Source organism: Rubrivirga marina, assembly GCF_002283365.1.
GTDB lineage: Bacteria > Bacteroidota > Rhodothermia > Rhodothermales > Rubricoccaceae > Rubrivirga > Rubrivirga marina.
On the sequence record NZ_MQWD01000001.1, the window covers coordinates 3761985 to 3788166 of the forward strand.

27 protein-coding genes are annotated in these 26182 nt (G+C 72.2%); 8 read left to right on the forward strand and 19 right to left on the reverse strand.

The genetic code is table 11. The features are described from left to right. The first annotated feature begins 79 nt into the window (after nt 1-79). From BSZ37_RS16025 to BSZ37_RS16035, 3 genes are read left to right on the forward strand one after another with little or no spacing between them, the layout of a single operon-like run. Complete coding sequence (locus BSZ37_RS16025) at nt 80-1036, forward strand: ParB/RepB/Spo0J family partition protein (protein ID WP_095511521.1); 957 nt, start codon at nt 80-82, stop codon at nt 1034-1036. A gap of 5 nt (nt 1037-1041) precedes the next feature. Beyond that, the gene (locus tag BSZ37_RS16030; protein WP_095511522.1) at nt 1042-1659 is read left to right on the forward strand and encodes a DUF5683 domain-containing protein; all 618 of its coding nucleotides are present in this window, start codon (nt 1042-1044) and stop codon (nt 1657-1659) included. Nucleotides 1660-1710: 51 nt separating this feature from the next. Then, the gene (locus tag BSZ37_RS16035; RefSeq protein ID WP_095511523.1) at nt 1711-2379 is read left to right on the forward strand and encodes a hypothetical protein; all 669 of its coding nucleotides are present in this window, start codon (nt 1711-1713) and stop codon (nt 2377-2379) included. Between the two features lie 85 nt (nt 2380-2464). Here the strand turns inward: BSZ37_RS16035 and BSZ37_RS22135 are convergent, their stop codons facing one another. Continuing rightward, nucleotides 2465-2839 carry a hypothetical protein gene (locus BSZ37_RS22135; protein WP_179299689.1) on the reverse strand — a complete coding sequence of 125 codons (375 nt, stop codon included), beginning with the start codon at nt 2837-2839 and terminating at the stop codon, nt 2465-2467. 163 nt (nt 2840-3002) lie between these two features. Here BSZ37_RS22135 and BSZ37_RS16045 point away from each other — a divergent pair, with 163 nt between their 5' ends. After that, on the forward strand, nt 3003-3725 hold the full coding sequence (locus tag BSZ37_RS16045; protein ID WP_179299690.1) for an endonuclease/exonuclease/phosphatase family protein: 723 nt from the start codon (nt 3003-3005) through the stop codon (nt 3723-3725). Between the two features lie 15 nt (nt 3726-3740). Here BSZ37_RS16045 and BSZ37_RS16050 read toward each other — a convergent pair whose 3' ends face one another. The 4 genes from BSZ37_RS16050 to BSZ37_RS16065 all read right to left on the reverse strand — a co-directional run bounded on the left by BSZ37_RS16050 (nt 3741) and on the right by BSZ37_RS16065 (nt 8195). After that, the gene (locus BSZ37_RS16050) at nt 3741-3974 is read right to left on the reverse strand and encodes a hypothetical protein (RefSeq protein WP_095511526.1); all 234 of its coding nucleotides are present in this window, start codon (nt 3972-3974) and stop codon (nt 3741-3743) included. Between the two features lie 34 nt (nt 3975-4008). Continuing rightward, nucleotides 4009-6384 (reverse strand): acyl-CoA dehydrogenase family protein, encoded by a 2376-nt coding sequence (locus BSZ37_RS16055; protein ID WP_095511527.1) that lies wholly within the window; start codon nt 6382-6384, stop codon nt 4009-4011. A 102-nt stretch (nt 6385-6486) separates the two neighbouring features. Then, on the reverse strand, nt 6487-6951 hold the full coding sequence (locus BSZ37_RS16060) for a methylglyoxal synthase (RefSeq protein ID WP_095511528.1): 465 nt from the start codon (nt 6949-6951) through the stop codon (nt 6487-6489). A gap of 98 nt (nt 6952-7049) precedes the next feature. Beyond that, nucleotides 7050-8195 carry a M23 family metallopeptidase gene (locus BSZ37_RS16065; protein WP_179299691.1) on the reverse strand — a complete coding sequence of 382 codons (1146 nt, stop codon included), beginning with the start codon at nt 8193-8195 and terminating at the stop codon, nt 7050-7052. 124 nt (nt 8196-8319) lie between these two features. Here BSZ37_RS16065 and BSZ37_RS16070 point away from each other — a divergent pair, with 124 nt between their 5' ends. Next, nucleotides 8320-8850 carry a cytochrome c gene (locus BSZ37_RS16070; protein ID WP_179299692.1) on the forward strand — a complete coding sequence of 177 codons (531 nt, stop codon included), beginning with the start codon at nt 8320-8322 and terminating at the stop codon, nt 8848-8850. Nucleotides 8851-8949: 99 nt separating this feature from the next. Next, nucleotides 8950-10740: a hypothetical protein gene (locus tag BSZ37_RS16075; protein WP_095511531.1), complete on the forward strand. Its 1791-nt coding sequence runs from the start codon at nt 8950-8952 to the stop codon at nt 10738-10740. A 36-nt stretch (nt 10741-10776) separates the two neighbouring features. On the opposite strand, the gene BSZ37_RS16080 is transcribed toward BSZ37_RS16075, so the two are convergent. Then, complete coding sequence (locus BSZ37_RS16080; protein WP_095511532.1) at nt 10777-12843, reverse strand: S46 family peptidase; 2067 nt, start codon at nt 12841-12843, stop codon at nt 10777-10779. Nucleotides 12844-12956: 113 nt separating this feature from the next. Here BSZ37_RS16080 and BSZ37_RS16085 point away from each other — a divergent pair, with 113 nt between their 5' ends. Next, a complete protein-coding gene (locus tag BSZ37_RS16085) occupies nt 12957-13646 on the forward strand; it encodes a lysozyme (RefSeq protein ID WP_095511533.1) in 690 nt (229 codons plus the stop codon). Between the two features lie 119 nt (nt 13647-13765). On the opposite strand, the gene rplI is transcribed toward BSZ37_RS16085, so the two are convergent. From rplI to BSZ37_RS22145, 13 genes are all read right to left on the reverse strand, one after another. Further along, on the reverse strand, nt 13766-14221 hold the full coding sequence (gene rplI, locus BSZ37_RS16090) for a 50S ribosomal protein L9 (protein WP_095511534.1): 456 nt from the start codon (nt 14219-14221) through the stop codon (nt 13766-13768). A 76-nt stretch (nt 14222-14297) separates the two neighbouring features. Next, a complete protein-coding gene (rpsR, locus tag BSZ37_RS22875) occupies nt 14298-14621 on the reverse strand; it encodes a 30S ribosomal protein S18 (RefSeq protein ID WP_095512424.1) in 324 nt (107 codons plus the stop codon). A 180-nt stretch (nt 14622-14801) separates the two neighbouring features. Then, on the reverse strand, nt 14802-15212 hold the full coding sequence (rpsF, locus tag BSZ37_RS16100; RefSeq protein ID WP_095511535.1) for a 30S ribosomal protein S6: 411 nt from the start codon (nt 15210-15212) through the stop codon (nt 14802-14804). Between the two features lie 239 nt (nt 15213-15451). Continuing rightward, nucleotides 15452-16534, reverse strand: coding sequence for a peptide chain release factor 1 (gene prfA, locus BSZ37_RS16105; protein WP_095511536.1), 1083 nt, complete (start codon nt 16532-16534; stop codon nt 15452-15454). A 26-nt stretch (nt 16535-16560) separates the two neighbouring features. After that, nucleotides 16561-17001 carry a hypothetical protein gene (locus BSZ37_RS16110; RefSeq protein WP_095511537.1) on the reverse strand — a complete coding sequence of 147 codons (441 nt, stop codon included), beginning with the start codon at nt 16999-17001 and terminating at the stop codon, nt 16561-16563. A 5-nt stretch (nt 17002-17006) separates the two neighbouring features. Beyond that, on the reverse strand, nt 17007-17432 hold the full coding sequence (locus BSZ37_RS16115; RefSeq protein ID WP_095511538.1) for a hypothetical protein: 426 nt from the start codon (nt 17430-17432) through the stop codon (nt 17007-17009). Nucleotides 17433-17503: 71 nt separating this feature from the next. Then, nucleotides 17504-19342 carry a glutamine--fructose-6-phosphate transaminase (isomerizing) gene (glmS, locus tag BSZ37_RS16120; protein ID WP_095511539.1) on the reverse strand — a complete coding sequence of 613 codons (1839 nt, stop codon included), beginning with the start codon at nt 19340-19342 and terminating at the stop codon, nt 17504-17506. Between the two features lie 150 nt (nt 19343-19492). Beyond that, the gene (gene aroF, locus BSZ37_RS16125; protein WP_095511540.1) at nt 19493-20542 is read right to left on the reverse strand and encodes a 3-deoxy-7-phosphoheptulonate synthase; all 1050 of its coding nucleotides are present in this window, start codon (nt 20540-20542) and stop codon (nt 19493-19495) included. Between the two features lie 95 nt (nt 20543-20637). Further along, nucleotides 20638-21060 carry a TonB-dependent receptor plug domain-containing protein gene (locus tag BSZ37_RS16130; RefSeq protein WP_095511541.1) on the reverse strand — a complete coding sequence of 141 codons (423 nt, stop codon included), beginning with the start codon at nt 21058-21060 and terminating at the stop codon, nt 20638-20640. An 89-nt stretch (nt 21061-21149) separates the two neighbouring features. Then, nucleotides 21150-21962 (reverse strand): DNA/RNA non-specific endonuclease, encoded by an 813-nt coding sequence (locus tag BSZ37_RS16135; protein ID WP_095511542.1) that lies wholly within the window; start codon nt 21960-21962, stop codon nt 21150-21152. Nucleotides 21963-22106: 144 nt separating this feature from the next. Further along, a complete protein-coding gene (gene lptB / locus BSZ37_RS16140; RefSeq protein WP_095511543.1) occupies nt 22107-22895 on the reverse strand; it encodes an LPS export ABC transporter ATP-binding protein in 789 nt (262 codons plus the stop codon). Next, entirely contained in the window at nt 22892-24508 is a 1617-nt protein-coding gene (locus BSZ37_RS22140) for an OstA-like protein (RefSeq protein ID WP_179299693.1), read from the reverse strand. The genes lptB and BSZ37_RS22140 overlap by 4 nt, the downstream gene beginning before the upstream one ends. A gap of 158 nt (nt 24509-24666) precedes the next feature. Next, nucleotides 24667-25503: a hypothetical protein gene (locus tag BSZ37_RS22145; RefSeq protein WP_179299694.1), complete on the reverse strand. Its 837-nt coding sequence runs from the start codon at nt 25501-25503 to the stop codon at nt 24667-24669. A 276-nt stretch (nt 25504-25779) separates the two neighbouring features. On the opposite strand from BSZ37_RS22145, the gene BSZ37_RS16150 reads away from it, so the two are divergent. Continuing rightward, entirely contained in the window at nt 25780-26166 is a 387-nt protein-coding gene (locus BSZ37_RS16150) for an STAS domain-containing protein (RefSeq protein ID WP_095511545.1), read from the forward strand. The last annotated feature ends 16 nt before the right edge of the window (nt 26167-26182 follow it).

The following is a 26182-nucleotide window of genomic DNA, read 5'->3' on the forward strand; positions in this document are numbered from 1 at the left end:
CGAGCGCGTCGTGCTCGCCTCCCGCGCCACCCCGCCCGCGTCCTCGAACGACGCCCCCGACGCCTAACCCCTGCCCGCCATGGCCTCCCCCAAGAAAGCGGCCCTCGGGAAGGGTCTCAGCGCCCTCCTCCCCTCCCAGCCCGACGCGCCCGGCGACGAGACCGGCTCGCGCACGCGGCTCTACAACTTCGAAGAGCGCCGTCGCCTCGCGGGCCGCGTGGCCGACCTCGACATCGAGGCGATCCGCCCCAATCCCTACCAGCCGCGGACGGACTTCGACGAGGGCGCGCTCGACGAGCTCGCCGCGTCGGTCCAGCAGCTCGGCATCATCCAGCCGCTCACGGTCCGCGCCCTCGGCGACGGCCGCTACGAGCTCATCTCGGGCGAGCGCCGGCTCCGGGCCAGCCGCCGCGCCGGGCTCAAGCGCGTCCCGGCCTACGTCCGCGAGGCGGACACCGAGGCGATGCTGGAGATGGCAATCGTCGAGAACGTCCAGCGTGAGGACCTCAATCCGGTCGAGGTCGCTCTCGGCTACCAGCGCCTGATGGAGGAGGTCGGGCTGACGCAGGAGGAGGTGGCTGAGAAGGTCGGCAAGAGCCGGCCGACGATCGCCAACACGCTCCGGCTCCTCCGGCTCCCGCCGCGCGTCCAGGCGTCGCTCCGCGAGGGGGCCCTGTCGTCCGGCCACGCCCGCGCGCTCGTCGGCGTCGACGACGAGAAGGCGATGCTGGACCTCCACCGCGCGATCCTCGACGACGATCTCTCGGTCCGCGAGGTCGAGACGCGTGCGAAGCGGCTCCGCGAGGGGGATAAGCCGACGGCCAAGCCGGGCAAGACCGAGAAGCCCGCCTCGGAGGACCCGCTCGCGCCGCGCGACCGGCTCCAGATCGAGGCGATGCAGGACAAGCTCCGCGAGCACGTCGCCAGCCGCGTCCAGGTCAAGCACCGCGCGAGCGATGGCGGCGGGACGATCGAGATCTCGTACTACTCCGTCGACGACCTCGAGCGCGTCGTGACCCGCCTCTTGGAGTCGTAGCAGGGGTGCGCTCGCTTTTCGCGGCCGCCCTCGCCCTCGGGCTGGCGGCGGCGCCGACGGCCCAGGTCGTCGACTCCCTCGCCGCGCCCACCGAGGCGGCCGTACTGGACTCGCTCAGCGGCCGGACGCCCCGCGGCGCCGTTACGCGCGCCCTCGTCATCCCGGGGCTCGGCCAGCTCTACAACCGCCAGCCGGTCAAGGCGCCCGTCGCGACGGCCCTCGTCGTCGGCGCCGTCGTCTACTTCGTGGACCGCCAGCGGCAGTACATCCTCTACCGCCGCGCCACGGCGTACGCGGGCTGCCTCGAGGTCCCGGGCGACCCGGAGACGACGCCCGACCGGATCGAGATCTGCGCGGAGCCGCTCGACGAGTACGGCGACGAGTACGAGGTCGCCAGGGAGCGGGTCGCGACGCCGACCTTCTCGACGCTCAGCTCGGTCCGCAGCCGAGCGCGGGGTCAGCGCGACATCGGAGGCGTGGTGGTGCTCGCGGCCTATGCCCTCCAAGCGCTCGACGCCTACGTCTCCGCGGAGCTGGCCGACTTCGACGTCAGTGAGGACCTCAGCCTCCGCGTGGACCCAACGCCGGACGGTCCCGCGCTCGGCCTCCGCATTCGGCTCTGAGTTTATCCGGAGTCCAGGGAGGCCGATACCGGGACGAAAGCCGGTCGTCCCATGCGCCTCGTCGTCCTCATCGCCCTCCTCTCCCCCGTCGCGTTCGGGCAGTCCGCCCCCGCGAGCGCGCCCGACACGACGGTGGCGGATACAGCGACCGTGGCCTTCCTCCGCCTCGACCGCGTCGCGGACACCCTCGCCGCCGTCCGCGCCGAGCGCGAGCGAATCGAACGAGAGCAGGCCGAGCGGCAGCGTGAGGAGATCGCTGCCGACGTCGCGCGCGCCCAGGCCCAGCTTCCCCACACCGAAGCGCTCGGGACCACAGGCGCCGCGGTGGTCCTCCCGGGAAGTTGGACCGGCCCCGTCACAGTCGCGGAGGGCGAGCTCCCCGACTACGCCCTGTACACGGCGCGGAACGTCAACCCCGCCAGCCCGCTCGAAGGCGCCGTCCTGCGCGTCGAGCGCGTGACGGGCCTCAACGCCCTCTACCGCGAACGGTGGTCGAAGGGCCAGACGACATACGGGTACCACGGCGCGTCGCCCGTCGGGCCGATAGCGGTGCCGGAGGGGCTGGGCCTGGAGGTCTCCGGACCGGGGACGGGCGGCGCCGTCGCGTTCACCCAGCGCGGCGCGACGCTGTGGGCCGTCGCCGTCGAAGCGCCGGCCGGCACCTGGGCGACGCACCGGGCCGACGTCCTGGCGATCCTGGCGAGCGTCCGCCTCCCCTGACGCCGAAGCCGAGGCGGGCAGGGTCCAACGAAAACGGGGCGTGCCGCGGTGGCACGCCCCGTCGCGTTCGGGCGCCGGTCGGGGGCTAGTTGGAGCAGATCGAGCGGAGGATCCGCCGGCGCTCGTCGAGGGTGTCGAGCCAGCGGTGCTCCCCGACCTCGGAGTCCCCAAGGAAGTAGTCCCAGCGGTCGACCGTGTCCTCGTTGAGGACGACCGGCGTGGTCATCGTGGCCGTCCGCTTGAGGAGCGGCTGGAGGCCCATCTGGTGGACGAACGTGATGCGGCAGTCCTCGCCCTCGACGCGACGGACGGAGAGCCAGTTGTCGCCGCAGACGTGGCAGGTGAAGAAGCGAGCCTCGTGCTCGTCGGTCATGAAGTCGAGGTCGTCGGTCTCGTCGGCATCGAGGTCCATCGGGAGCATCGAGTACGAGCCGCAGGCCTTGCACTGGAGGCGATCCATAAGGGGCGGGAGATTCTGTCGGAGGATAACGGATGACGTGGGATCGTCGCACCTTACCTCCCCGTCTTCACCCCCGATTGTCGCCGTCTCCGTGGCCCGTCCCACTCGCATTTCCCCCTATCTCGCCGAGCTCCTGGCCGCCCCCCCCACGGAGCCCATACCGATGGGCCGCCGGCTCCGTGTGGCGTCGTACAACATCCACCGCTGGGCCGGCGTCCGCGGGGGACGCCAGTACGAGCCAGAGCGGGCGTCCGCCGTGGTCAACGAACTCGACGCTGACGTGCTCGCGCTCCAGGAGGTCCTCCGGCCCTTCAACGGCGACGATCCCCTCCGGCAGCTCGCTCAAGACCTGGGCTTCCACCTCGCGTTCGTCGTCACTCGGCTCCACAAACGGGGCGAGCTCGGGAACGCCGTCCTGTCACGGTGGCCCCTCTCTGGGGCTCTGACCATCGACCTTTCGTTCGGTCGGCTGGAGCGGCGTGCGGCCCTCGCCGTCCGAGTCGGCGATGAGGAGCAGAGCCTGCAGGTGGCCGCGACCCACCTCGCCCTCGTCGACCGGACCCGCGCGCGTCAGGTCCGCCACCTCCTCGACCACCCGCACCTCGTCGACGGTCCGGCCGTCCTCCTCGGCGACATGAACGCGTGGCGGCCCACGAAGGCGTCGCGGGCGCTCGACGACCACTTCCGCGACCGCCACCACAACGCGAACTGGCCGGCCTCCTACCCGTCAGTCCGCCCCGTCCTCGCGCTCGACCGGCTGTACGCTCGAGGCGCCCAGGTGGTCGCCCTCGAGACGCACACGAGCGAGGCCGCCCGCCGTGGCTCGGACCACCTCCCGATCATCGGCACGCTAGAGATCGACGAGCGGGACGCGGAGGGCGCCTAGACTCCTCTCCCGGATCTACTCGTCGACCGAGAGGAACCACTCGGCGTGCTCGCAGACGTCCGACTGGCGGTCTTCGTGGAGTACGAGCGTCTCCTCACGGAAGACGATCTCGAAGGCGCCCGTGACCGGCACGGCCCGGTAGCGCTCGTACGTCATCCGGTCGCCCGGCAGCACGAGCGTACCGCGGTCGTCGCGGAACGACTGGCGGACGACGTAGGCCTCGCCGGCGTCGAGGTCGGTGATGCGCATGAGGGGGTCGGCCTCGGTGTCGAGGCGGGCGTGGCTAGGGGTCGAGCGGCAGGCGACCGGAGCCGATCTCGGAACCCAGCACCTCGTCCGGGATGCCGAACGCGTCGACGAGTTCGACGGCGACGGGGCGGAGCCGGTGGAGCAGCCGGTTGACTTCGGTGCGGATGGCCTTCGAAACCGGTGCGTCGATCAGGTTCTGCTCGAGGAACCAGCCGCGGTCCTGCTCGAGGTGCTCCAGGGCGTAGAGGGCGCAGACGAGGCCGAGGAGCGTCTTGATCTGCCCATCCTCGACGGCCTCGACGGCGTCCTGAAACGCCTCCAACACCAACCGCTCGGCGTTCGCGGAGGCGAGGGTGAGCAAGTGATCCTGCACCTCGACGAACGCCTCGAACGAGTCGACGCCGGCGTCGAGGCGGCCCTTGAGCCGGGCGGCGACCTGGACGAGCAGCATCCGCTCGCGTCGCTCGAAGAGGTCGCGGTGCCAGGCCGGATCGAGGAGGTGGTCGCGGTCCGTGTTGCGTCGCGTGAGCGGGTTGATCTCGCCGATACGGACGGCCGCCTGCTCGCGGAGATAGCGGACGAGCCCCCACGCGTTGAGGTCCGAGAACTCCTGCCGGTAGCCGGCCAGGAGGCCCTTCGCGACCTGGAGTTGGAGGACCGTGTTGTCGCCCTCGAACGTGGTGAAGATGTCGGAGTCGGCCTTGCGGTGGGCGATGCGGGCGGACCACCGGAAGCCCTCGCCGCCGCACGCCTCGCGGGCCTCCTGAAGCGTCCGCGTGGCGTGCCACGAGGCCATCGATTTGAGCGCCGCCGCGCGACCCTCGATCTCGCGCGTGTCGCCGCCCATCTCGAGCGCGGCGAAGTCCTCCGCCAGCCGCGCGAGCGCGAACGTCAGGCCGTAGCTCGTGGCGACGAGCGGGAGCAGGCGCCGTTGGTGGCTGAGGTAGTCGAGGATGGCGACCTCGGGCCCGCCCGCCGGCCCGAACTGGCGTCGCCGATCGCCGTAGCGGACGGCCACGGTGAGCCCGGCCTTGGCCGCCGAGTTGGCCGCCGTCCCGACCGCGATCCGCCCGCCCACGAGCGTGCCGAGCATGGTGAAGAACCGCTTGCCGGCGCTCGGAATCGGGCTTTCGTAGGTGCCCTCGGCCGAGACCTCCGCGTAGCGGCTGAGGAGTGCCGTGCGCGGGACGCGGACGTCGTCGAACCAAAGTTGGCCGTTGTCGACGCCGTTGAGGCCCATCTTGTGACCGCTGTCGTCGATCCGCACGCCCGGCATCGGCTCGCCGGACGCGTCGCGGATCGGGACGACGAACGCGTGGACGCCGTAGCCCTCGCCGTCGATCTCGAGCTGGGCGAAGACGGTCGCCATCTGCCCGTGCGCCGCCGCGTTGCCGATCCACTCCTTGTGATCGTGATCACTCGGCGTCCGGATCACCCACTCCTCGGCATCGCGGTCGTAGGTCGCCGTCGTGTTGAGGTCGCGGACGTTCGAGCCGTGGCCGCGCTCGGTCATGGCGAAGGCTCCGGGCATCTCGAGCGAGCCGATCTGAGGCAGCAACTCGCGCCGCTGGTCGTCGCTCCCGAGCGCGTTGACGCTCCCGCCCCACAGCCCGAACTGGACGCCGTACTTCACCACGAGGCTGAGATCGTGCGTGGCGAGGATCTCGAAGACGGCGATGAACTTGGCGATGTCCCCGTCGCCGCCGGCCCACGTCGGATAGGCGACGGCGCCGAGCCCTTCGTCGGCCAGCTTCTGAGTCCACGAGAGGACGACGTCGCGGTAGGCCTCGTTCGAGATCGACGGCTCGGGGTAGGCGAAGAACGGGTCCGAGAGGAGGTCGCGGACGCGGTCCTTCGTCTCGGCGTAGCGCCCGTCGAGGAGCGCCTGCACGGCCGCGACGTCGAACGCGGGTCGTGGGATGCCAACCGGCTCCGCCTCGGGACGGTCCTCGACCAGGTCGCGGAGGACCTCCGGCCCCACCACGCCCAACATGTCCTCGACCTCGCGGAGGGCGCGCGCCGCCTCGGGTGCCAGCCCGGCCCCGTCGCCCGCGCCCACGAGGGCGGCGAGGTCCACGCCGAGGTCGGCGAGGGACTTCTCTGCGAGGTCCGGGACGTGGCGCGCGGCGCGGCGGATCGTGCGGACCCATCCGAAGTAGGTCGTCGCGTCCGGGGGCGAGTCGGGGTCGAGCCACGCAGCGACCTGCTGGCGGTCGGCGTCAGTCATCCACGCCTCGCCCGCGAGGCGATCGCGGGCCGCCGCGATCTCGGCCGGCGTGAGGAAGCCGTCGGCCCAGGCGACGTAGAGGAGCGGGAGGACGGAGGCCACCCCGCAGGAGAGCTCGGCGACGGGGTTGTCGCCCGGGCCAGCGCTCGGCGTGTCGGGCGGGAGGGTCGGCGTGTCGGCCATCGGGTCAAAGGCGGTTCCCGTCGTCAACGGGCGAGGCGCGCGGGGGATGCCCCGCCCCGAACTTTCACTCGCGCCTGAAAACCCAGGGCCCGCGTCCCGTCCTCAGTCTCCCCCCGCATCGACGGCCCGGTTGGCATAGGCCTCGTAGTCGGGGAGCTCCCGCTCGTACGGCCCGCTCATCAACGGCGAGGAGAACACGAAGTCGGCCGAGGCCCGATTGCAGGCGACGGGCACGTTCCACACGACGGCGATGCGAAGGAGCGCCTTGACGTCGGGGTCGTGGGGGACCGGCTCGAGGGGGTCCCAGAAGAACACGAGCACGTCGACCTCGCCCTCGGCGATCCGCGCGCCGAGCTGCTGGTCGCCGCCGAGCGGCCCGCTCCGGAGGCGCTCGACATCGAGGTCGAGCGTCTCGGCGAGGAGCCGGCCCGTCGTGCCCGTGGCGACGATGTGGTGCTCGGCGAGCGCGTCGCGGTTGTAGTGAGCCCAGGCGAGCAGGTCCGCCTTCTGGTGGTCGTGGGCGACGAGGGCGATCCGCTTGCGGGCGGGCGTGGCGAGGGTGGGCATGGCGCCGAGGAGACGGGCCGGCAAGGTCGCGCCCTGCAGCGCCACCGTCACCACCGAATTGGGACCGCGGCCCGGCCCGCCTCGGCGCCGAGGCGGAGCTACCAGCGGGGGGCGCCCTCGGCGGTCGTGGCGTAAAGGGCGAAGTAGCTGTACCCGCGGCGGGCCGGCTCGTAGCTGATGCCGCGGCGCTGGAGCATCCGGTTCGTGCTCCCGTCGGTCAGCCAGATGCCGAGCGAGACGCCCTCGACGGTCGGCCGGTCGACGGGCTCGGGGCCGACCTCGACGCGGATCGGGGCGCCCTCCTGCGTGAACGCGATCCGCCACGCCGGGACGTCGGCGGGGTTCGCGGCGGCGGCCTCCTCCCCCAGCCACGGGTAGCGTTCCAAGAGATCGAGTGGCTTCCCGCCCGGGAGGTCCACGACGTAGCCCTCGTCGAGCGAGCGGACGTACTCGGGGAACGTCAGGCCCGGGTTCTCGCGGAGCGCGAGGTAGAGCTCGGCGGGCGGCACGCCGGCGAGGTTCGTCCCAAAGAACCGGCCGTGGAGGTCGTTCGAGCCGAAGTACGCGGCGAACCAGAGCGGCTCGTGCTCATTGACCATGAACGCGATCTCGAGGTGCGTGTGGGCCCGCGCCCGCCCGAGGCCCCGGCCGGTGTAGCCCATCTTCCCGAGCTGCGCCCCCTGCGCGACGGCCTCACCTTCCGACACGAAAACCTCCGAGAGGTGCGCGTAGAGGCTGTAGATCGGGCTCCCGCTCCACTCGTGCTCGACCACGACGTACTTCCCGTAGCTCGACGCGCCCGCGCTCATGTTGGCGTAGGCCACGCGGCCCCGGTCGATGGCGAACACGGTGTCGATCGGCTCGCCCTGCGCGTCGCGGCCGACGGGCGCGATGTCGACGCCCTCGTGGACGCGCCGGAAGGTCCGCTGCCCGAAGATGGTCGGGACGGGGTCGCGGACGAACCCGTACTGGCCGCCCTCCCACTTTTCCGGCCGGAGCGAGTCGACCGTCATGTTGAGCCCCATGTAGAACTTGTCGGGCGCGTCGTTGAAGAGCGCGCCGTTCTCCGTCGGCAGGACGAGGTCGAGTCCGCCCGCCTCGGTCGACCCGCCGGACGGCTCCGATCGGGCGTCCGAGACGGACCGGGCCGTCGGAGACGACGGGGCATCGACAGGGGCGTCGCCCGACAGCTCACAGCCGGCGAGGACGAGGACGAGAAGGGCGAGGAGCGGCCGGAAGGGCATGGGTCGGCACAGAGAGGGACGGTTTGAACCGGGTGCGTGGGGCCATCCGTTCCGCTCCGCCGATGCGAACCGGGCGAATCCCTGACGCCGGCCGGGCGTCCCCCTCTCCCCCACCCGCCTGCCCGTGACCCGGACCCTCATCGTCGCCCTCCTGTCGCTCGCCGTCGCGTTGCTGTCGCTCCTGACGGCTCTGTTCGCCGCGTTCGCCCCGGACATCCCCACGGTCGCCTCCCGCGACACGGAGCGAGCCACGCGGGCCCGCGCCGACGAGGCGACGCTCCTCGACCACATGGTGCTCATGCAGCGCTACGTGGAGAAGGCCGCGCTCGCCGCCGACGCCGGGAACGGGCCGCTCACCGAGTTCTACGCCCAGAAGATCGACGAGCGCGCCGCGCGCGTGGTCGACGGCGGCTACGTGGTCGACGGGATCGACGTAAGCGCCATCGCGGCCGAGGTGGCGAACCCGCGCGCGGCGGCGCTCGCGGAGGCCGCCGCCAGCCGCGACAGCGCCCGCTTCCGCGAGGCCTACGCCCAGATGGTCGACGGGTGCAACACGTGCCACCGGCGCGCCGGCTACGGCCTCATCCGCATCCAGCGCCCCGACGCCGCGCGCTACCCGTCGCAGGCGTTCGGAGACGAGGCCCCTCCCGAGTAGCACGGACCTGCGAGGCCCACCCGACGTGACGTCGCACAGGTTCTCGGCGGCGTATCGTGTACCGGTCCCGTGCGGAGGACCGGTCCCCTCGCCCGCTCCATGTCACGCCTCCACGTCGCGCTCGCCGCCCTCCTCGTCACTGGGACCGCGGCATGCGGGGGCCCGTCGGCGCTCACGACCTCGGACGGCGGCTTCCCGCTCGCCGCCGCCGACTCGCTCGCCCGGACGCCCGAGGCGGACCTCGACCGGGCCGCCGCCGGCTACCGAGCCCTCCTCGCCGCCGCCGACTGGGCCCTCGCGCCGGACGACTCGGCCCACGTCCGGCGCCACCTCGCCCGCCTCGCGCCGCTGGCCCCCAGGCTCGGCCTCGATGGCGACCTCCGTACCTGGCCGACCGGCACCGGCGCCGACGCCCTCCGCTGGTGGCGTGCCCACGACCCGGCCCCGGCGACCGTCCCGAACGAGCGGCTCCGTGAGCACCTCGAACGCGGCCGGCTCGCCGACGCCGAGTACGTCAGCACGCGCCACCCCTCCGGCCTCGACGGCCGCGGGCGCCTCCTCCTCCGCCTCGGCGAGCCCGAGTGGGTCCGCAGTCCCTACAGCCTTACGCTGGCCCTCGCGTCCGGGGCGGCAGACGGCCTGTTCGTCCGCCCCGAGATCTGGGGCTACCCCTCCGTCTCTGACGCCGCCGTCTACCTCTTCACGCGCGGCGAGGGTGGGATGGAGGAAGTCTCGGCGCGAGAGCTGCTGCCGACCGGACTGCAGATGGGCCCGTCGTTGTCGCGGAGTGGGGAGACCACGATGATCGCCCGGGGGCTCTACGACCTGCTTCGGCCCGTGGCCTTCACGACGCCCGAGTACGCGCAGATTTGGGACCGCGCCGCCCGCTATCTGGACGAGGTCGCACTGGCGAGCGACGGCTCACGCCCGGCGGGTCTCCCGCCCGACCCGTACCTCGTCGACCTCCTCGAGGTCGACCGGATCGACCGGGAGCTCCGTCGGCGGCGCGCGGCGGAGGTCCCACTGACCCTCACGCGGGCAGCGGGAAACGCGATGGGACTCGCCGTCGACGCCCGCCCACTCCGGTTCCGCCAGCCCGACGGCTCGACGCGCGTCGAGCTCGTGTGGACCGTCCCGCCCGACGCCCTCACGGTGTCCCCCATCGAGTGGGCCACGCTCTCCAGCCTCACCGACGCCGACCGCGTGACGGGACTCGACGTCACGCTCACGACCTTCGACGCCGACTACGAGGCGGTCGGGTTCGGGCGCGAGCGGCTCGTGCTCGACGACGAGGCGGCCGGGTCCGGCCTCGCGCCGCGCGTGCTCCAGGTCCAACCGTTCCCGCCCGACGGGTCGCTCGCGCTCGGCGTCGAGGCCCGCTTCGGCGATGTCGTCGCCCGCCGCGCGGTCGTCCGCGCCGACACGCTGGCGCCGCTCCGGATCGCGGGCTTCGAGGTCAGCGACATCCTCCCGGTTACGCTTCCCGCCGAACAGCTCGCGGCCGACCCCAACGAGCTCGCCCTCGCCGACTACCTCCCGTTCGCGGTCACCGGCAGCACGCTTCGCCGCGGCGACCCGCTGGCCGTCGTGTTCGAGGTCTACGGCCTGTCGCCCGGCGACGACGGCCTCGCCCGTTACGCCGTCGCCTACGACGTGACAACGGAGGGGCCGAGAGGCGGGCTGATCGGCCTGTTCGGCGGGCGCCGCGAGCGCCGCGCGGCCTCCGCCCTCACGAATGAGACCGAGGCCGGGCGCGTCCGCGAGGCCGTCGCCGTCGACCTCTCGGCGCTCCTCCCGGGCGACGACCACGTCACGCTCGAGCTCCGCGTGACCGACGAGGCCACGGGCGCATCGGTCACGCGCTCGCTCCCGCTCCGGATCGTCGAGTAGGCCCGCCTCGACGCCGAGGCGGCCCCACCCGAGGCGCTACCGCCGAAGCGTCCCCTCTCGGATCTCCGTCACCAGCCCGTCGAGACCGTACACGTTGGTGAGGGCCTCGACCACCAGCCGCGTGTCGACCATCACGTTCCGTCCGCGCTCGGGCGCGTAGATGTAGTCGCGCACGAGGCCCTCAATCGTCCGGTCGAAGTTGAGCCCGACGAGCTCCCCGTCTCGGTTGACGACGCCCGAGCCCGAGTTGCCCCCGATCGTGTCGGAGGTCGACGTGAAGTTGACCGGCGTGGAGAGATCGACGCGGTCCTCGGCGTCGAGCCAGCGGGCCGGGAGGCCCCACTCGCACGGGTCGGAGGCGCCGGACGTGCAGAAGCTGTGGTACCGGTCGTAGAGCCCGTACATCGTCGTCATCGGCGGGGCGAGCGTGCCGTTGTATGGGTAGCCGCGGACGACGCCGTCGGTGAACCGGAGCGAGAACGTGGCGTCGGGCGGGACGGTGTTGCCGTAGGTCGCGAACCGCTCGCGGCCGAGCTGGCGGGCGATCTCGGCCTCGCGCGCCTCGAACCCGGCCGCGGCCGACTGGAAGTCCTGGATCTGCGGGAGCAGCCCGCGGACGAGCGCGACCGCCTCGTCGTACTCGGCCTGCTCGGGGTCCGGCGACGGCGTGGCCGCGAGGGACTCGGCGAGGAGGCGGTCGGCGGCGGCCTCGGCCGTCTCGCCCTCAAGCGCGTCGGGGAGGGCCTCGCCCTGCGCGCGGTAGTACTGGCGGAGCGCGTCGACCTGGGCGGTGAGGTAGGCCCGCTCCAGCACGGCCGGCCGTTCGGGGACGTTCGCGACGGCCAAGGCGTCGCCGCGCGCGAGGGCGAGCGCGCGGAGCATCAGCGACGAGCTGTACGAGCCGCTGAAGAGGGTCGAGAAGACGCGGTACGCGGCCGCCAGCTTGCGCTTTTCGGCCTGGATCGCGGCCTGCTGGTCGATGAGGGCGGCCGCCTCGGGGCTCGCGTCGCGGAAGGCGCGCTCGGCGGCGGCGCGGCGCGCGACGATGTAGGGGTCCGAGAGCCCGCGGAGCCGGCCCCCATACGCCTTCCGCGCGTTGCTCAGCCCGAAGATCTGGCTCCGGAGCTCGTCCGGGCTCGGCGCCTCGCCCGTCGCGAGGTAGGCCCGGAGCGCGGCCTCGCGCGACTCGATGAATCCGAGCGTTCCGCCCAGCCCGACGTCGCGGAGGAACTCGAGCTCGGCGACCGTCAGCCCGCGCGACGTGCTCCCAGGGTTGCCGATGACGAACACGAGGCTGCCGGCCTCGACGCCCTCCGCCGAGAGCGGGAAGTGCTCCTCCGGCTGGAGCGGCTGCCCGTCGTCGCCGTAGATCCGGAAGAACGCGAAGTCGGCCGCGTAGCGGGGGTACGTGAAGTTGTCCGGGTCGCCGCCGAAGAACCCCAGCGCCTGCTCGGGCGCCATCGCCAGCCGCACGTCGCGGTACCGCCGGAACGTGTACGCCGAGTACCGCCCGCCGTTGTACAGCCCGACGACTTGGACCACGTAGTCGTCAGTGTCGGCGTCCGGGGTCGTGATGCCGTAGGGCTGGAGGAGCCGCGCGGTCACGGCGGCCTCGGCCGTCTCGAACGCGGCCTCCCGCTCGGCGTCGGTCTCGGCCGCGTCGACGGCCGCGCTCATCTCGTCCGTCACGTCGTCGATGGCGACGAGTTGGTCCATCGTGAGGCCGGGCACGCGGCGCTCCTCGTCGAGCGAGGTCGCGTAGAACCCGTTGTCGAGCAAGTTCTCGCCGCCCTCGTCGACGGCCACGACGTGGCGCTGGGCACAGTGGTGGTTGGTGAGGACGAGCCCGTTCGGCGACACGAACGAGGCCGAGCAGCCAGGCATCCGGAGCGACGCGAGGCGCGCGCGGCGGTACCACGCCTCGTCGGGCGCGAAGCCGTACGTCTCCTCGAAGTACTCGGTCGGCGGGTCCTCGAACAGCCACATCTTGCCGCCGTCGAGCGGCCGGGCGCTGACGGTGTCGGGGTCGAACGCGGCCCCTTGCGCGACGGCGGGCGTGGCAACGAGGAGGACGAAAGAGACGAGAAGCGAGAGACGGCGCATCGGAGACGGGAAGGAGGACGCGAAGAAACTAGCACCCCCTCCCACCTCGCTCGGGCCCCGCCGCGGACGGGCCGGACCGCCGCCGTAGACTGCCGGTCCCTCCCCCCGCCGCCATGCCCCACCCCGCGAACGACCCGCTCCGGATCTCCGCCGCCGGCCTCGCCCTCATCGAAGGGTTCGAGGGCTTCGAGCCGGACTGGTACCTCGACCCCGTCGGCGTGCGGACCATCGCCTATGGGTGGACCGGCCCGCTCCCTGACGGCCTCGTCCCGCCGCTCTCGGAGGCCGAGGGCCGGCGCCTGCTCCGCGACACTGTCGGCGCGTACGAGACCGCCGTTCGTCGGCACGTCGAGGTCCCGCTCGCGCAGCCCCAGTTCGACGCGCTCGTCAGCTTCACCTACAACCTCGGCGCCTCGAACCTGTCGACGTCGACGCTCCTCCGGCTGCTGAACGAGGGGAAGCCCGGCGAAGCCGCGAAAGAGTTCGACAAGTGGGTGCTGGCGAACGGAACGCAGCTCGCGGGCCTCGTCCGCCGCCGCGCCGCCGAGCGCGCCCTGTTCGAGTCCGCCCCGGCCCCGCCGATGCCGAGCCCACCGGATCCGCCGCCGGTCGACCCCGGCCCGGAGCCCTACCGGCCCGTCCCGATCACCGACGTCGATCCGATCCCACCGCGACCGCCCCATTTCGTAGAGTCGGACCTCCCCGACCCACTTCCGGTCGACGACCCGCCGCACCCGCGCGTCCACCCCGAGCCGGACCCCGACGATCCTCCCGCCCCACCGGCCGGTCGGTCAGGCTGGTGACAACCCTGTCCGCCTCGGGCGGCCCACCGAGGCGGGCCGGCCCGAGAAACGCACGGCGGGGCGCCTCCCAGAGGGAAGCGCCCCGCGCGCGGTGGGAGCCGTTCTGTCCGAGGGCTCGGCTAGACCGAGGCCTCTTCCGGGACGACCTTGATCTTGAGCTCGGCCGTGATCTCCGGGTGGACCCGGACGGTCGCCGGGTAGACGCCCGTCGTCCGGATGTCCTCCGAGATCGTGATCTTGCGGCGGTCGATCTCGATGCCCTTGGCCTTGAGCTCGTCGGCGATCTGCTGGTTCGTGATCGAGCCGAAGATCCGGTTCTCCTCGCCCGTCTGGACGGGGATGAGGATCTCGGTGTCGTTGAGCTTGGCGGCCAGCTTCTCGGCGTTCTCGCGGGCGGCCTCGATCTTGTGCGAGGCCTGCTTCCGCTCCTCGGCGTACCGCTTGAGGGCGGACGGCGTGGCGGTGACGGCCATCTGGCGTGGGATGAGGAAGTTCCGCCCGTAGCCGGGCTTCACGTCGACGACGTCGCCCTTGATGCCGAGCGTGTCGTGGTCCTCGGTGAGGATGACTTTCATGTCGGTGTTGGTTGTCGGTGGTCGGTCCGCCGGTCGGCCGGTGGGGTCACCGGGGCCGGGCGCGCGGGCCGAGTCCCTACTTGACGTTGTCGGCGGCGAACGGGAGGAGGGCGACCTGACGGGCCCGCTTGATGGCCGTCGTCAGCTGGCGCTGGTACTTGGCCGAGACGCCGGTCATCCGGCGCGGGAGCATCTTGCCCTGCTCGTTGACGAACCGCTTGAGCGTCTCGACGTCCTTGTAGTCGATGTACTCGATGCCGGCCTCGCGGAACGGGCACTTCATCTGCGTGCTCGCGGCGCCGGGCGCCGCGATCCGCTGGAGGTCTTCCGGGTTGGAGGCGGCGACGAGGCGGCGGGCGACCTCGGGCGAGACGGCGCGCGGGGCGGGCTCGGAGCCCATCTGCTGCGCGGCCTGCTCGACGGCCGTCGGCGCGTCGGCGGACGTGGGGACCTCGGCGCTCTCGAGCGCGGCGCCGACGTTGGTCTCCTCGATCTTCGTGACCTCGGGGCCGTCGCCGTCGGCGGCGTCGGTGCCCGAGTTGGAGTTCTGGACTTCTGCCATCGTGTTGGGGGTCTCGGGTTAGGCGCGCTGGACGGGCGGCGCGAGCTTGGGGAGGTCCTGGCCCGACTGCTGGGCCTGGTAGTGCCGCTCCATCTTGGCGTCGTAGCGGAGGACGAGGTGGCGCATGATGTCGTCGTTGATGATCAACGCGCGCTCGATCTTGACCAGCCCGTCGTTCTTGCCGACCGGGAGGCGGAAGTTGACGACGACGTAGTAGCCGTTCCGCTTCTTCTCGATCGGGTACGCCAGCCGCTGGCTGCCGCGCTCCTCGACGTTCTCGACGTGCGCGCCGTTCTCGCTGAGGTACTGCGTCACGCGCTGGACGATGTCCTTCGTCTGGTCCTCGTTGAGGACCGGGTTGATGATGTACATCATCTCGTACATCGGGCCGTTCTCGGCCTGGGCCGGAGCCCCGTTGGCGTCTGCCATGGTGTCCCTGTGGGATACGGTGAGTGTCGTATGCCCGCGGCGCGCCGGGTTGTCTCCCCCGGAATCGGTCCTCCGCGAGCAGGGCGAACGTCCAACCTACCCCACCGTCGCCCCGAGGCGGGCGAAGCGGGGGCGAAGACGGGGTGGGAGAGCGGGCACGACCCGGCAGCTCCACCTCCCCGAGGGCACGCTGCCATGTCCCGGTTCCCCCTTCCCCAGTTCCCGGCGAGCGAAGCGCGCTACCCGTTCGCCGCCTCCTCCATGCGCGCCTCGCGGTCGGCGAGGGCGAGCGCCTTGACGATGGCGTCGAGGTCGCCGTCGAGGACGCCCTGGAGCGCGTGGTTCTTGTCGTCGCCCTCGAGGCGGTGGTCCGTCACGCGGCCCTGGGGCCAGTTGTACGTCCGGATCTTGCCGGAGCGGTCGCCCGAGCCCACCATCTCCTTCCGGGCCGCCGCGCGCTCGTTGTGGACGCGGTCGAGCTCGAGCTGGTAGAGCCGGCTGCGGAGCACCCGGAACGCCTTCTCCTTGTTCTTGATCTGGCTCTTCTCGTCCTGGATCGAGACCACGAGCCCCGTCGGCTCGTGCGTGAGACGGACCGCCGAGTCCGTGGTGTTGACCGACTGGCCGCCCGGCCCCGACGACCGGTACACGTCGACGCGGACGTCCTGCGCGCGGATCTCGACGTCGACCTCCTCGGCCTCGGGCAGCACGGCGACCGTCGCGGCGGACGTGTGGATCCGGCCCTGGCTCTCGGTCTGCGGCACGCGCTGGACGCGGTGGACGCCGGACTCGTACTTCATCCGCCCGAACACGTCCTTCCCCTTCAGCGCGAACGTGATCTCGCGGAACCCGCCGGCCGTGCCCTCGGACGTGTCCATAACCTCGATCTTCCAGCCCTTGCCGGCCGCGTACTTCTGATACAGCTCGAACAGGTCGCCCGCGAAGAGCGCCGCCTCGTCGCCGCCCGTCCCCGCCCGGATCTCGACGATCGCGTCGCGCGCGTCCTCGGGGTCCTTCGGCACGAGCTCCTCCTCGAGGTCCTTTGCCGCCGCCGCCAGCCGTTCGCGGACCTCCTCGAGCTCCACCCGCGCCATCTCGGCGAGCTCGCCCTCTTCCGAGGCCGCCATCTCCTTCAGCCCGTCGGCCTCCTCCTTGAGGTCCTTCCAGCGGCCGGCGGCTTTCACGGCCGGCTCCAGCGACGAGAGCTCACGGCCGAGCTTCGCGAGCTGGCCGGGGTCGCCGGCCACCTCGGGCGTCGACATCTCGGCCAGGACCTCCTGGTACCGAGCGAGCAGGTTGTCGAGGGCGTCGGTGTTGATCATCGGGTCGGCGGCGGCGGACCCGGAAGCTAGCCCCGCGCCGCGGCGGACTCCTCAGCCGGACGCGTCGTCGTCGCGCGAATCGTCTGAAGACTCGGCCCGCCCGCCACGTCGTCGAGGAGGACGTAGAGGTCGGCGCTGTCCCGGTGGCGGACCTCCACGAACGCGCCGCCGCCCGCTCGCACCAGCGGCACGACGGCCGAGGCGGGCAGGAGGCCGTCGCAGGGTGTCTCCGGCCCGATCCCCTCGACCTCGATCCGCTGGCGCTCGGCGTCGAACCGCGTCGACACGACGAGGCGGCGGTCGCAGCCCCGGTCCTCGACTGCCACAAGGCGGAGCCCGTACGCGCTCGCGTCGAGCGCCACGACCGACACCTCGACGACGCCCCGATAGGCCTCGGGCTGGTCACCGACCGCGTCGCACCCGACGACGTGGAGCGCCAGCGCGAGGCCGGTCAGCGCGAGGAGCACCCGCCTCATTCCGCCAGCGACGAGAACGACGTCCGGACCTCCCGGATGCCAAGCCCCGCGAACCCGAGGCGGATTTCGTACTCGTCCGTCTGTTGACCCTGCGACAGGAACACCCGGTAAGCGGCCCCGCCGATGTCGCGCGGGAGGTCGATCGCCACCTCCGCAGGGCCTTCGGCTGTTGCGCAGACGTCGCCGGCCGGCGGCAGCACGTCGCCGAGAGCGATCTCCAGTTCCCCATCGCCCCTATCCGCATCCGCCTCGATCCGGTAGCCGAGGCAGCCGTAGAGGTCGACCGTGCGGACCCGCAGGAAGGGGCCGTCTTCGTAACCGAGGTCGACGACGACGTTCCCCGGCGGCCCGACGGGCTCGGGGCCGACCGTATCACAGGCGACGAGGAGACCCGTGAGGGCGAGGACTGAGAGGAGACGCATGGCGGGAGGTGGAGGGCGTCTCAGGCTAGGCCGACCGCGACGCCTCCGAAATCCCATTCCAGGTCTCCCCTCTATTCGACCGTCACACTCTTGGCGAGGTTGCGCGGCTGGTCCACGTTGCACCCGCGCATGACGGCGATGTGGTAGCTCAGGAGCTGGAGCGGCACGACCGTCAGGAGTGGCTCGAACGCGTCGAGCGTCTTGGGCACCTCGACGACGTACTCGGCCAGTTCGTCGAGCCCCTCGTTCCCCTCATCGGTGATCGCGATGACGGTCCCGCCCCGCGCCACGACCTCCTCGACGTTCGAGATGATCTTGTCGTAGGTCGCGTCGCGCGTGGCGATGAACACGGTCGGCATGAACTGGTCGATGAGCGCGATCGGGCCGTGCTTCATCTCGGCCGCCGGGTAGCCCTCGGCGTGGATGTAGCTGATCTCCTTGAGCTTCAGCGCGCCCTCGAGCGCCACGGGGTAGTTCACGCCGCGCCCGAGGTAGAGGAAGTTGGAGGCGTACCGGTAGTCGCGCGCCATCCGCTCGATGAGCTCGGCGCCGTCGAGGACGGTCTGGATCTGCTCCGGAATCTTCGAGAGCGCCTCGACGTGCGTCTCGAAGTCCTCGTCGGAGAGGACGCCCCGCTCGTGGCCGAGGAGGATCGCGATCTGGGCCAGCACGGCGACCTGGGCCGTGAACGCCTTCGTCGAGGCCACGCCGATCTCGGGGCCGGCGTGGAGGTAGACGCCCGCGTCGGTCTCCCGCGCAATCGTGCTCCCGACGGCGTTGACGAGCCCGATGGCCAGGACGCCCGCGCCCTGCGCCTGCCGGACCGCCGCGAGGGTGTCGGCCGTCTCGCCCGACTGCGAGATCACGACGACCACGTCGCGCTCGGGGTCGAGGACCGGGTTCCGGTAGCGGAACTCGCTGGCGTACTCCACCTCGACGTTCACGCGGGCGAGCCGCTCGATGAGGTACTCGCCCACGAGTCCGGCGTGCCACGACGTCCCGCACGCGCAGATCACGATCCGCTCGGCCGCCGTGAGTTGAGGGAGCACGTCGTCGAGACCGCCCAGCTTGATCTGGCCCTCACCCGGCCGGACGCGCCCGCGCATCGCGTTCGCGACCGACTCCGGCTGCTCCATGATCTCCTTGAGCATGAAGTGATCGTACCCGCCCTTCGCGATCTCCTCGAGGTCCCACTCGAGCTCGTGGACCTCCTTCGAGACGGGCGCGCCCTCGATCTCGAACACCTCATACCCGTCGCGCCGGATCACGGCCATCTCGCCGTCGGAGAGGTACACGACGTTCTTGGTGAACTCGATGAACGGGCTCGCGTCGCTCCCCACGAAGTACTCGCCGTCGCCGATGCCGAGGAGGAGTGGCGACCCGTTGCGGGCCACGACGAGGCAGTCGGGATCGTCCTGGCTCACGGCCACGATCCCATAGGCGCCCTCGACACGCGTGAGCGTCTGGCGGATCGCCTCGGGGAAGTCGAGTCCGGCCTCCTTCTGGACGTCCTCGATAAACCGTGCTAGCACCTCCGTGTCGGTCTCACTCTCGAACGTGTAGCCCTTGTCCAGCAGCCGCTTCTTGATCGACGCGTAGTTCTCGATGATCCCGTTGTGGACGATCGCGAACCGACCGTCCGACGACGTGTGCGGGTGCGAGTTGACGTCGCACGGGGCGCCGTGCGTGGCCCACCGCGTGTGCCCCATCCCGACGGTCCCCTTGACCGGCCGTGACGCGAGGAGGTCGGCCAGCGCGTCGACCTTGCCCTCCTTCTTGCGCACGTCGAGCGAGCCGTTGACGACGGCCACGCCGGCCGAATCGTAGCCGCGGTACTCGAGCCTGCGGAGGCCGTTGACGAGGAGGTCGCCCGCCTCGCGGGGGCCGATGTATCCGACGATGCCGCACATAGGGGTGTTGGGGGTCTACTAGATGGGGAACTCGACGTGGTACCCGACGCGGCCCGGGCCGTTCTCCAAGTCCGGTCACTTCCCCCAAACGTCGCGCGCGGACGCTCCGTGTGGGACCGTCCGCGCCTCGGGGGACCGCTGAAACCTACGCTACGCCAGCGCCGGCGCGCGCTCGCCAGTCGGGAGCGTCCGCCCCACCACCTCGGCGACCCTGCGGACCTGGTCCATCAGGTCGGCGAACGCGTCGAGGTAGAGCGACTGGGGCCCGTCGGAGAGCGCCTCCGGCGGGTTCGGGTGCGCCTCAATCATGAGCCCGTCGGCCCCGCAGGCGACGGCGGCCATCGCCATCGGGCCCACCTTGTCGCGGATGCCGACGCCGTGGCTCGGGTCGACGATGACGGGCAGGTGGCTGAGCTGCTTGACGACGGGCACGGCGCTGAGGTCGAGCGTGTTGCGCGTGGCCGTCTCGAACGTCCGGATCCCCCGCTCGCACAGGATCACGTCGGGGTTGCCCTCGGCGAGGACGTACTCGGCCGACATCAGCCATTCCTCGACGGTCGCGCTCATCCCCCGTTTGAGGAGGACCGGCAGGCCCGCCCGCCCGACCTCCTTGAGGAGCGAGAAGTTCTGCATGTTCCGCGCGCCGATCTGAAACACGTCGGCGTAGCGCCCGACGACATCGACCTGGCTCTCGGTCATGACCTCGGTCACGACCTTGAGGCCGTGGGCGTCGGCCGCGGCGCGCATGATCCGGAGGCCCTCCTCCCCCAGCCCCTGGAACGAGTACGGACTCGAACGCGGCTTGAAGGCGCCGCCGCGCAGGATCCGGGCGCCCGCCGCGGCGACCGCCGCCGCGCTCGTCTCGATCTGGGCCTCGCTCTCGACCGAACACGGCCCGGCCATCACCACCAGCGCGGGCCCGCCGACCGGTACGCCCTCCACGTCGACGACGGTGTCCGTGGGGTGCCCGGCGCGCGCGGCGAACGTGTACGGGCTGGTGACGCGGACCACGTCGCGCACGTCGGCCAGCACCTTGATGTGGCGGAGGTCGAAGTCGGGTGGGACGCCCGTCGCACCGAGGACGACGGGCTCGGCGCCCGTGCGGTGGACGGCGAACCCGAACCCTTCGAGCGCGGCCTCGACGGCGTCGACGCGGGGGCCGTCGGCAGAGGGATCGGGGATGACGACGAGGCCGGCCATACGGGGGGGCTTTCAGTTCGGAATGAAAGTACGAGCCCCCCGCGCCTCAGTTCGCCCTTCACGCCGAGTCCGCCCGCTTCGGCATCGCGGCCGGGCTAGCGCCGACCGTTCGTGGTCGTGACGACGATGACGCCGTTCGCACCCCGCGGCCCGTAGCTCGACGTCTCGGCCGCGCTCTTGAGCACCCGGATGTCGACGATGTCGGCCCGGCGGACGCCCACGAGCGCGCCGCCGATGCCCGGCGACATGGGGGTCCCATCGACCACGTAGAGCGGCTCCTGCCCGCCCATGAACGACGACTCGCCGCGGACACGGACCTCGACGCCGTCGCCCGTCTCGATGACGGTGACGCCCGGGAACCGGCGGAGCTCGGCCTCGACGGGGCCCGTCGGGTTGGCCCCGCGGTCGCCCGCCTCGGCGTCCGTGGCGGAGGTGCCGCCGCCGTCCGTGCTCGACGAGGTCGATCCGCAGGCGGCGAGGGCGAGGGCCGTGGCGAGGAGGAGCGTCGCGCGGAGCATGGGAGGCCCGGTGGTTCGGAGCGCAACGTACGGCGCGGGCGTAGGGGCACCACGCGCGGTGCCCCTACCGCCGATGCCGACCGAGGGCGCTAGTAGCAGCCCTTGCCCTGGAGCCAGGACACCATGCTGTTCGCCTGCGACGTCCCCGACGATCCGCCGTAGGTCGTGTTCGTGAAGTCGGCCCCCTTCCAGACGCCGCCGATCTTGACGTCGGCGTGGAACTGGCTCGGCGTGAGCGTCGACGAGCTCGGGTAGTCGACGTCGACGTGGAACTCGACGGCGCCGCTCCCGAGGCGGCCGCACTTGGCGAGCGCGTTCTCGATCTTGACCCAGTTGCCGCGGTTGAAGTTGTAGTGCTGCGGGACGAGGTTCGCCCGTCCGCCCCAGCCGCCGAGTTGGCTCCCGACGAGGTGCCCGCCGTCGTACGTCGACGACGGCGAGCCCCAGTTGCCCACCGTCGTCTGGCACGACGACTGACGGGAAGCCGTGACGATCGGGCCAAGGCTCTTGAACGCGTTCGCCGGGCGCCCGCGCGAGTCGATGTAGTGGTCCTCGGGCCCGCCCGCACCGATCAGCCGAAACCACTTCACGCGGTCGCTGGTGGGGTAGTACTGCACGCAGGCTGTGATGTCGCGCCGGAGAACCTCTTCCTGGCCGAGGTCGATTACTTCGAACGCGATGCCATGGCGAGCGACGGCGGCGGCGACCTCGTCGTTGGAGGCCGAACTCAGGAAGTCCGAGAGGCCGTCGAGGCCGCCCAGGTCGGCGAGGAGCGCGGCGTACTCGGGGTCTTCCTCAGCCGCCTGGGGCGGCGCGACGGGCGCGTTCGTGTCGCAGCCGGCGAGGGCGACGAGGAGGGCGAGGGCCGCGAGCGGCAGGCGGAGCGTCGTAGAGAGGCGCATGGGGCGCGGGGGGGTGAGGGAGCCCGAGGCTACCCACTTTGCACGTCGTTCACATTGCCCGTGCGTCACGCCTGGACTGGGCGCCTCTCCCCTTTCCCGCTAGTGCCCCAAGACGGCCCCGTCCGCCTCGGCGTCGAGGCGAGGCTAGTCGGGGCGGTACCGCTCCAGGGTGAAGCTCTCCCCGAGGTACCGCCGCCGGACCTCCTCGTTGGCCGCCAGCTCCTCGGCCGTCCCCTCGACGAAGATCTTCCCGTCGTACAGGAGGTATGCCCGGTCCGTGATGGCCAGCGTCTCGTGGACGTTGTGGTCAGTGATGAGCACGCCGATGCCGCGCTCGCGGAGCTGGGCCACGATCCGCATGATGTCCTCGACCGCGATCGGGTCGACGCCGGCGAACGGCTCATCGAGGAGAATGAACCGGGGCCGCGTGGCGAGCGCCCGCGCGATCTCCGTCCGCCGCCGCTCGCCGCCCGAGAGCTGGTGGCCCTTCGACTTCCGGACGGTGTGGAGGCCGAACTCGCCGATGAGCTCCTCGACGCGCGCCTCCTTCTCGTCGCGCGCCATGTCCTGGAAGTCGAGGACCGCGCGGAGGTTGTCCTCGACCGACATCGCGCCGAACACGGAGGCCTCCTGGGCGAGGTAGCCGATGCCGAGGCGAGCGCGCTGGTACATCGGCGTCCGCGTGATGCGTTTTTCGGGGCCGCCTGCCGAACCGAGGTAGACCTCCCCGGCGTCGGGGCGGATCATCCCAACGACCATGTAAAACGTCGTCGTCTTGCCGGCGCCGTTGGGTCCGAGGAGGCCGACGCACGTCCCCTGCTTCACGGAGACGGAGACACCGTCGACGACGGTCCGGCGGCGGTAGCGCTTGACGAGGCCCTCGGCGCGGAGGACGAGCGGGGCGTCGGGGTCGGAGGTCGGGGCGTCGCTCATGGGCGCCCGGAAGATCGGTCGGCCTCGGCGGTCGCGTCGTCGTCTCCGCCCTCCTCCGCCTCGGGCGGGGCGTCGGCCGGGTCCTCCGGTGGATCGAACGAGGCGGGCGGGGCGAACGTCGGGCCGTAGCGCTCGAGCCAGCCGACCTCCCACCCGTCACCGAGCACGCTCGCGCGCGTCGGCGCGTCGGGGTCGTAGGCGAAGCCGGGCAGGCGCGGGTCGTCGGGGACGACGGTCGCGCCGTAGGTCGTCCCCTCGATGCCTCCGTAGCCAGTGACGCCGCGCAGTTCGCCGTCGGCGAACTGGAACGTGAGCGTGTCGGCCGAGAGCTCGTCGGCGCCCGAGAGCAAGCCGTCGGCGGTCGCGCGGTAGTAGACGACCTGGGCGTTCGGGCCGACGCCGAGCGAGCGGATCGCGTCGCCGTCGAACAGGCCGAGCATCCGGGCGCCCGCGATCTGCTGGAGCCGGCCGAGCGTCGAGTCGAGGCGGGCGGCGAACGCCTGGCCGCGCACCCGCAGTGAGTCGGCCGTGCCGTCGCGGACGCTCACGAACAGGCTGTCGCCGGTGAGCTGCGACCCATCCGCCCAGACGGACGGGCGCGAGCCGTAGAGGCCCAGCCAGTCGAGCGCGGGCGCGGTCGAATCCGCCGCGGGGGTGCGGACGAACCGGGCGGAGTCGGCGACGGCCGCCAGCCGGCGCTCCCACAGCCGCGCGCCGCCGGCGGCCGTGATCACCGTGCTCGTGTCGGCGCCCGCGACGAGGCGCGCGGCGTCGATCCGCGGGGCGCGGACGACCGTCGAGTCCACCCGACCCGTCGAGTCGGCGCTCAGAACCAGCAGCAGCGGCGGGCGAGCGGGTCTCCCCTCTCCAGCCTCCTCGCCACGGATCGACGCCGTCTCCTCCTGCCCGTCGAACAGGAGCGTCTCGCCGAAGAGGAACGTCCGCCGCGTCGAGTCCGGGTCCGCCTCGGGCGACCGTTCGACCGAGCCGCCGTCGCCGATCCGTTCGAGGACGACGCGGCCGTAGGCACGCGCCCGCTCGGTGCGGCGGAAGTAGACGACCGAGTCGGCGTCGAGCGCGGCGTCGGGACGGCGGAGCCGGACGGTCCCCGCGAAGTCGGCCCGCCGGATGTTGGCGTCGTAGGTCCCGCGCTCCGCGACGAGCGTCCCCGACGAGTCGTCCAGCGTCACCGGCCCCTCGAACTCGGCGACCCGCCGGGCCGACGAGTAGGTGCCCGACGGCGACGTGAGGACGGCCCCGCGGTGGAGGATCCGCCCCCCGCCCGAGAACGCCGAGACCTCGGCCCGGCTGTCGTACGTCGCCGTCGGCGCCAGCAACACCGACTCGCCATCCCCGACGCGGACGGCGCCGTCGGCGAGGGCCGTCTTGGTGTTCGAGTCGTAGGTGACGGTCGCCGCCGTGAGCGTGTCGCGCCCCGAGACGATGCGGACGGCGCCGTCGAGGACGACCTCGCCGCGCGTCTCGTAGTAGACCGCGCGGTTCGAGCGGAGGTCGGTCGTGTCCTGCCGGAGCCGGACGTTCCCCTCCAGCCGCCGCGTCGTCCCGGCCGAGTCCGACGTGACCTCGACGTAGTCGGCGTTGAGGATTTCCACCCGCCGCGTTTGCGCGGAGGAAGAGCTGGGAATCAAGAGACAGAAGAGGGCCAACCAAGCCACGAGCCGTGCCCGCTCGTGCGACGCATCAGGATGCCAGGGCCCAGATCGGCTCAGCCCCCAGGTCCCAGTCCCCCGTCCCGCGAGTGACGCGAGCCTCATTCCCGCACCTCGATCTCGCCGGTAGCGCGGCGGAACGAGTACCGCGAGAGGTCGGCCGAGGCGGAGAGGCCCACGCCGCGGACGCGCTCGCCCGGCCCGTCGAACGCGAACGCGCCCGGCGCCGAGAACCGCCCAGCCGACTCGCTCCACACCACCCGCTCCGCCTCGAGCGTCCGCCCGCCGGAGGCGAGGACGCGGACGCCGCCCGTCGCCGTGTAGCGCCCGTCGCTCCCGCTCACCGTCCGCGCGCGGACGGTCGCGTTGGCCTGCCCACCCAGCTCGACGACGGCGCCGCCGGAGGCCGTGAACGCCCCGCCCGGCGCCACCCGGAGCCTCGCCGCCTGGACGCGCGCGCTCGGCTCGCCCTGGATCTCGGCGCGGACGCGCCCGATGGCGGTGATCGTGTCGGCCTCGACCGTCAACCGCTGGGCCTCGATCTGGGCGCCGTCGCGGCCGGAGACGGTCGCCCAGACCTCGCCGTCGGCCTCGACGCGCGCGCCGTCGTCGTAGAGCCGGACCTCGCGGGCGCGGACCGAGCCGCGAGGGGCGCCCTCGTCGAACAGGCGGATCTGGACGGGCGCTGAGGCCGTGTCGCCGGGCGGCGGGCCGAGGTAGACGTACGGCGTGTCGCGCGCGAATTGGGCGAGGTAGGGCGCCTCGATCTCGAGCTGGGGCAGGCCGTCGGCGCTCGTGCGGAGGCGGGCGTTCCAGCTCTCGCTCTCCGGGAGGTCCTCGACGCCGACGCCCGGCGGCAGCCCCTCCACCGCGCGCCGCGTGCAGCCGACGGCGGCGAGCGCGGCGAGGACGACGAGCAGGAGGCGGGGGGGACGCACGGGGGCAAGCTAGCGAGGGGCGCCCTGGAGACCCCATTTGGGGTTCGAAACGCCCGGCGGGGTTACGGAATGAGCCGAGGGGCCGATACCGCCGGGGCCACCGCGGAGGGGCCGAGGCCGCCGAGAACGGCCGGAGCCTTTGATTTCGCGTCGTGTCGCGCCCGCGTGACACCCGCCGCCGATCCCGCGCACCGCGTGGTATGATATCTGTCGCGGGTTCCGATGCCGCCGCATCCCGGCCCCCTGCGATCCCCACCCGCCCGCCCGGGCGCACCCATGAGCTTCACCTTCCAAAAAGCGTCCCCCACCGCGGCCGTCGTCCGCATCGGCAAGGCGCTCGACTTCCGCAACGCCGCCGAGTTCAAGGCCGCCTGCCAGGAGCACGCCCGCCAGGGCATCCGGTACTACGTCCTCGACTTCTCCGGCACCGGCATCCTCGACTCGACCGGGCTCGGCGTCATCTTCTCGCTGTACCGCCAGCTCACGCCGGCCGGCGGGCAGGTCGTGTTCGCGTCGGTCAGCCGGCCCGTCCAGGTCGTCGTGCAGCTGACGCGGACCTACAAGGTCTTCCGCCAGTTCCCGACCGTCGAGGCCGCGCTCCAAGCGCACGCCGCGCCGGCCGCACAGGCCCAGATCCCGCAGCGCCCGACGGGCACCGCGTAAGGGCCCCGCCGCCCCC

Coding starts and splice junctions, on each gene's coding strand:
- BSZ37_RS16025 (WP_095511521.1), top strand. CDS start 80: ATGGCCTCCCCCAAGAAAGCGGCCCTCGGGAAGGGTCTCAGCGCCCTC.
- BSZ37_RS16035 (WP_095511523.1), top strand. CDS start 1,711: ATGCGCCTCGTCGTCCTCATCGCCCTCCTCTCCCCCGTCGCGTTCGGG.
- BSZ37_RS22135 (WP_179299689.1), bottom strand. CDS start 2,839: ATGGATCGCCTCCAGTGCAAGGCCTGCGGCTCGTACTCGATGCTCCCG.
- BSZ37_RS16045 (WP_179299690.1), top strand. CDS start 3,003: ATGGGCCGCCGGCTCCGTGTGGCGTCGTACAACATCCACCGCTGGGCC.
- BSZ37_RS16050 (WP_095511526.1), bottom strand. CDS start 3,974: ATGCGCATCACCGACCTCGACGCCGGCGAGGCCTACGTCGTCCGCCAG.
- BSZ37_RS16055 (WP_095511527.1), bottom strand. CDS start 6,384: ATGGCCGACACGCCGACCCTCCCGCCCGACACGCCGAGCGCTGGCCCG.
- BSZ37_RS16060 (WP_095511528.1), bottom strand. CDS start 6,951: ATGCCCACCCTCGCCACGCCCGCCCGCAAGCGGATCGCCCTCGTCGCC.
- BSZ37_RS16065 (WP_179299691.1), bottom strand. CDS start 8,195: ATGCCCTTCCGGCCGCTCCTCGCCCTTCTCGTCCTCGTCCTCGCCGGC.
- BSZ37_RS16075 (WP_095511531.1), top strand. CDS start 8,950: ATGTCACGCCTCCACGTCGCGCTCGCCGCCCTCCTCGTCACTGGGACC.
- BSZ37_RS16080 (WP_095511532.1), bottom strand. CDS start 12,843: ATGCGCCGTCTCTCGCTTCTCGTCTCTTTCGTCCTCCTCGTTGCCACG.
- BSZ37_RS16085 (WP_095511533.1), top strand. CDS start 12,957: ATGCCCCACCCCGCGAACGACCCGCTCCGGATCTCCGCCGCCGGCCTC.
- rplI (WP_095511534.1), bottom strand. CDS start 14,221: ATGAAAGTCATCCTCACCGAGGACCACGACACGCTCGGCATCAAGGGC.
- rpsR (WP_095512424.1), bottom strand. CDS start 14,621: ATGGGCTCCGAGCCCGCCCCGCGCGCCGTCTCGCCCGAGGTCGCCCGC.
- rpsF (WP_095511535.1), bottom strand. CDS start 15,212: ATGGCAGACGCCAACGGGGCTCCGGCCCAGGCCGAGAACGGCCCGATG.
- prfA (WP_095511536.1), bottom strand. CDS start 16,534: ATGATCAACACCGACGCCCTCGACAACCTGCTCGCTCGGTACCAGGAG.
- BSZ37_RS16115 (WP_095511538.1), bottom strand. CDS start 17,432: ATGCGTCTCCTCTCAGTCCTCGCCCTCACGGGTCTCCTCGTCGCCTGT.
- glmS (WP_095511539.1), bottom strand. CDS start 19,342: ATGTGCGGCATCGTCGGATACATCGGCCCCCGCGAGGCGGGCGACCTC.
- aroF (WP_095511540.1), bottom strand. CDS start 20,542: ATGGCCGGCCTCGTCGTCATCCCCGATCCCTCTGCCGACGGCCCCCGC.
- BSZ37_RS16130 (WP_095511541.1), bottom strand. CDS start 21,060: ATGCTCCGCGCGACGCTCCTCCTCGCCACGGCCCTCGCCCTCGCCGCC.
- BSZ37_RS16135 (WP_095511542.1), bottom strand. CDS start 21,962: ATGCGCCTCTCTACGACGCTCCGCCTGCCGCTCGCGGCCCTCGCCCTC.
- lptB (WP_095511543.1), bottom strand. CDS start 22,895: ATGAGCGACGCCCCGACCTCCGACCCCGACGCCCCGCTCGTCCTCCGC.
- BSZ37_RS16150 (WP_095511545.1), top strand. CDS start 25,780: ATGAGCTTCACCTTCCAAAAAGCGTCCCCCACCGCGGCCGTCGTCCGC.